Raw genomic sequence first — 5,000 nt, 5'->3', positions numbered from 1 at the left:
TCTCGTAGACCATCATGGTTTTATCGTTCTTGCTTGCGATAAATCATAGCATGGATTTTCCTCAATGGTGCGACCAATTAAAAAAGCCGCCCTCCGCTTCGCTAAAGGACGGGGCTTTAAACCCAGTTCTTTGGTAAATTTTAGGGCGCTTGCTTGCGGCTCAGGCTTTGTAAGCCTTGACGGGCGGTTTCTTGTTCTGGCTCTAGTTTTAAGGCTTCTTGAAAGGCTTCAGCCGCATCCGCATCTCGACCGGCTTTTTGTAACATTACGCCTAAAGCTGCCCAGACACTGGCATTTTTGGGGGCAAGACGCACAGCTTGAGCGTAGGAATAAATAGCTCTTTCGGATTGACCGAGGGAACCATAGGTTACGGCTTGATTGTACCAGCCCAAGAATGAGGTTTCATCTAGGGCGATCGCCTCTTGTGCCGATTTTAAGGCGCGATCGTACTCGGTCAGATACCATAAGGCTACACTGCGATTAGCCCATCCATCGGCATTCTCTGGCTCGTAGCGTAGGGCTTGATCGTAGGCTCCTACTGATTCTACATAACGTTCTGCCGATCGCAACACCCTCCCCCGATTGAGCCACGCTTGCACATAATTCGGTTGCAGTTGCAGAGCGCGACCAATCGAGTCTAAACTTTGCCCATAGTCTTCTAAATACCAGAGCGTTACCCCTCGACTATTCCACGCTTCGGCAAAATCTGGACGAAACCCCACAGCGCGGTTAGCTGCAACTAACCCTTGTTCGAGTTGTCCTTGTTGAGTATAGGCGATCGTGAGTTGATTCCAGGCTGTCGCCACCCCCATGTCTCCCCATGTTCCATCGCCTTTGAGTGCCGCTTCACAGGCTTTGATGGCTTCTTCATGGCGTTTGAGTTTATTCAACGTTTCGCATTGCAGGACGAGAGCCAACGTAGAATCTGCTTGTAGGGAAAGGGCTTGAGTGTAGGAATTGAGCGCTTCTAAATCTCGCCCCATCTCATTTAGCGCCATTCCCTGTTGAATCCAAGCCTGTAGATTTTGGGGATTATTATTTAAAGCTAGATCGTAAGCGGCGATCGCCCCTTCTGCCAACTCACTCTGATTTAAAGCAACCCCTAAATATTGCCACGCCAGGGTTTGCGACTCATGTTCCCAGTTATCATTTATCTCAATCGCCGTTTGACAAGCGGCAATAGCATCTTGATATTGTTCCAACTCTAGCAGCGCCCCACATTTATAGGTTAAAACCAAGGAAGACTCTGGTTCTAAATTCAAGGCGCGATCGTATGAGGTTACTGCATTTTGATACTCTTCTAGAGCCATTAGAATCAAACCGCGCTGATACCAAGCGATGACTGGATTTTCCTGTCCCCAATTCGTATCTAAGCGCAGCGCTTCTTCACACGCTTCTAGAGCTTCTTCATAGCGCTCTAACTTCAATAAAGCCTGACAGCGATAGGTAAGAGCGCGGGAAAACTTGGATTCTAGACGAGTAGCTGTATTTGCCGAGGCAATAGCTTCAGCATAGCGATTCTGTTGTAGTAAAATACGACTGCGATCGGCCCACACTTGAGAATCTTTTGGTCTCATTAACAGTGCCTGCTCGCACGCTTCGAGCATTTTGCCCGCATCTTCATCCACCGACAAATTACATAAATTCGCCCAATAGTCAAAATCCGCCAGTTGACGAAAAGGATCGAGAAATTCCAGTTGTGCATTCACCCGACTGGGAAAACCGCAGAGCATTCCCAGCACTACCCCAGAAAGAGAAATCCAAAATCTTCGTTTACTGCTCACGTTGACTTAACTCCACCTAGAACACTGACATCTTATGAATACCTATCTCCTAAAGCTCTTTGTCGTTTTCCTCTTTATTTTTGCCCTATCTCCGAGTTCCGCACAAGCCTTTAGGCGCAGACATATGGAACGACTGCGACGCACCCGTGATTGCGATCGCTGTAATCTAGAATCAGCTCCTTTACAAAGGGCTTTCCTTCGCGATAGTAACCTATCCGGAGCCAACTTAAAACAGGCAAAACTGCAACAAGCAGATCTCAGAGATGCATTTTTACGCCGAGCCAACCTTGAAGGAGCTAATCTCCGAGGCGCAGATCTCAGGGGGGCAGATCTAAGTTATGCTAATCTTGCTGGAGCCAATTTGCGCAACACCCGTTTAGACGAGGATACCCTAATTGACCCCAAATGGCGATTAACTTGGGAATTAATTAATCAAGGAGCAGAAAATCGGGATTTAGCCGGAGTTGATTTATCTGGAGCCAACTTAAGTCGCGCTAACCTTGAAAATGTCAATTTAGAAGGGGCAAACTTAAACGGAGCCTCCCTACAAGGGGCGCGGTTAGTGGGAGCCAATTTAGACCAAACCAATCTGCAAAACGCCAATTTATTTATCTCTGATTTAAGAAATTCCTCGCTCCAAGAAACCAACCTCCAAAACACAGATAGTGTTATTGCTGATTTCCGTCGTTCTTTCTTAGATCGGGCTAATTTTAATCGTGCTAATCTACAAGGAGCGCTCTTAAGTGAGACCGATTTAAGCAGTTCGAGTTTTGAACAAGCCAATTTACGCAATGCCGATCTAGAGTCCGCCATTTTAGAAGGGGCAAACCTTCGAGGCGCTGATTTATTTACGGCTAATCTCAGGAATACAGAGTTAGGAGAAATCATCCTGCGTAAGGTCAATTTAGCTGGAATCGATCTGAGAGATGCCAATTTTCAGAATACTCGGTTAATTCAACTCAACTTTACGGGTGCAAGATTAAGAAATGCTAATTTTGAAAATGCTTTTATCTTAAGTTCCAGTTTCCAGGATGCCGATTTAGTCGGAGCTAACTTCCGTTTTGCCGAATTACGCCATACCAGTTTTCGTAATGCCGATTTAGAAGGGGCAGATTTCCGTGATATTGTCCTGTTAAATGTCGATTTACGAGGCGCAATTTTATGGAATGTTTCAACTGAAAATATTAGTCTAATTAGAACCCATTTTTGCCAAGCCACTTTACCCGATGGCAAACCCGGCTATTGTTGGCACACGCGCTGAAGATCTATCCATTCAATGAACAAATAGGGTGGTAATACCCACTTACAAATAACGGGGAACCACAAATATTAAAACTATCTGTAAATTGAGGAGTTTGATTTTTTTGATTCTATGATTAGAGTCTAGCTTCCAATCGCGATCTAATCGTTATGTGCAAAATCTTAGTGTCTCATCCGATTCACAGCAGTATCATTGAAGAGCTACATCTAGAACCGATCGGTAACCTCTACAAGCAAAAATTTCAACTGACAGAAATAGATCATCATATGCTTTATCACTCCATAGAGCATCAAGAGATTTTATATATTCCAGGAATTGCAATTGCTCAAGTTCCCGATGAAGCTAACGATCCGACATTAATCGATTTAGCGAAGGCGTTGGCAGGGTTTAAACCGGATGTTCTGATTGTAGGCAATAATGCCGTTCCAGAGTTTGCCTTTGGTTCTTGGAGAGACGCGATTGCGTCTGAGCGTCCCTTGCTGGTGATTCGTCGAGGGGTAGATACCCGGGCAATTGATAAAGAGGCGGCGCAAAAATATGGGATTTCTGTGGGTAATTTACCAGGCATTAATTCGCCATTTGTAGCTGCACATATGATCGAGTATTTGGAATTAGAGAAAGCGAAAATTCAGGATAAAATAGTTGTTTTAGGGATTGGAAATATTGCTCAACCGATTATCTATAAAGCGATGGAAAAACAGTTGAAGGTACAAGCGATCAGTCCCTCACTACAAGAAGCAACAAGAGAGAAGCAAGTATCCCGACTGCAAGAGCGGGGCATCGATCCGGATCGCCTCACTTGTGCTGAGTCTTTAGAAGAAGGATTTGAAGATGCCTCCTATGTGGCGGTAGCAGTTCCTTGGGAGCATCCAAAAGGAGGATTAAATGCGGGAATGATTGATGTGAATTTGCTGGAAAAGTTATCCAACTATGCTAAGATAGTCTCCTGTTCTCCTCCGCGTATTTTTTCTGCTGATGCCCTAGCATTCATGAATGAACAAATGAAGAAGGGAAATATCTATGTCCGCATCGATACGGCTAAACGGTTGGCACAGGGAACGAAAGCAAAATATCCCTATTTAGACATTGCCTACGATCGCGCATTTGCGGCTCCAGAATGCCAGCGATCGCTCGATCGAGCCTGGCTCAAACAAGCCCAACAGTTTTGTCATCAAGCAGCCATACAGGGGTTTCCTCTGCTCTGCGGTACATCTCACTCTCTCTAGGGGACTTGCTTAATTCCCGATCCTGTATTAAGTTAACGATCTGACATATTCTCGAAAAACAGGAGATAAGCTAAAAGCAATTCCATCTGTTTCTATGGAGATTGCCAAATAGCGCCGCTTCAAAGAGTCTAATCCGTTAATTAAGTCAGTTGATGATAAGGATGATTCGGCTCTTAATTGTTCCCGCAAAACCGGCAGATTGCTTTGACTTCAGTGGAAGGCAATTTGTTGTTCGGGAGGCGATAAACGGTTGAAATTCTCTTTCATCCGAGTCTGCATAGTTTGAGTGAGAATTAGTTTTTTTTCGGTGAGGAATTCAGCAATATTGCCGGAGAAAAGGGTTTGAATTAAGCTAGAGATTTGTTTAATATAAATCGGATGACCTTCATAGTTTTTCAGGATTTGAAGGGCGCTGTCGCTCTCTCCTAAACCGACATCTTTCAATAGTTCTGTGCTGTCAAATCCGCCGAGTTCTAAACATTTGATGGGATAAAGTTCTGTATCTAAAGCCATCATCTGTTGATTTTTTTCTTGACTGATGACAAGAAGGGTGGATTGATGGTCAATTTCGGTAATTTTGGTGAGTAAGGTTTGGTAATCTTGGGCTTCTGGTTTATAGTGTCCGGCAAGTTGACCGGGTATAAAAATGTGTTGGAAGTCATCTAGGACAAGCAAGCATCGGCGATCGCGTAAAAGCTGGAATAATTGAGTCAGCAGAGGATGGGTGAG

Annotated in this window: 3 protein-coding genes and 1 pseudogene; 2 read left to right on the top strand and 2 right to left on the bottom strand. The window is 44.6% G+C overall.

All coding sequences use genetic code 11. From position 1 onward, the window contains the following. Positions 1 to 140: 140 nt before the first annotated feature. Positions 141 to 1,784, bottom strand: a complete 1,644-nt coding sequence (locus tag J7545_RS00020) for a tetratricopeptide repeat protein (RefSeq protein ID WP_318697926.1) — start codon at positions 1,782 to 1,784, stop codon at positions 141 to 143. Between the two features lie 34 nt (positions 1,785 to 1,818). On the opposite strand from J7545_RS00020, the gene J7545_RS00015 reads away from it, so the two are divergent. Together J7545_RS00015 and J7545_RS00010 are read left to right on the top strand one after the other, a co-directional pair. Further along, on the top strand, positions 1,819 to 3,045 hold the full coding sequence (locus J7545_RS00015) for a pentapeptide repeat-containing protein (protein WP_318697927.1): 1,227 nt from the start codon (positions 1,819 to 1,821) through the stop codon (positions 3,043 to 3,045). A gap of 149 nt (positions 3,046 to 3,194) precedes the next feature. Continuing rightward, the gene (locus J7545_RS00010; RefSeq protein WP_318697928.1) at positions 3,195 to 4,271 is read left to right on the top strand and encodes a hypothetical protein; all 1,077 of its coding nucleotides are present in this window, start codon (positions 3,195 to 3,197) and stop codon (positions 4,269 to 4,271) included. Positions 4,272 to 4,481: 210 nt separating this feature from the next. On the opposite strand, the pseudogene J7545_RS00005 reads toward J7545_RS00010, so the two are convergent. Beyond that, positions 4,482 to 5,000 (bottom strand): annotated as a pseudogene (locus tag J7545_RS00005) (ATP-binding protein); the annotation flags it as partial.

This window comes from Roseofilum sp. SBFL, from assembly GCF_017746885.1.
In the GTDB taxonomy this organism is placed as follows: Bacteria; Cyanobacteriota; Cyanobacteriia; order Cyanobacteriales; family Desertifilaceae; genus Roseofilum.
This window is presented reverse-complemented; position numbering and strand designations above follow the sequence as displayed.

Coding starts and splice junctions, on each gene's coding strand:
- J7545_RS00015 (WP_318697927.1), top strand. CDS start 1,819: ATGAATACCTATCTCCTAAAGCTCTTTGTCGTTTTCCTCTTTATTTTT.
- J7545_RS00010 (WP_318697928.1), top strand. CDS start 3,195: ATGTGCAAAATCTTAGTGTCTCATCCGATTCACAGCAGTATCATTGAA.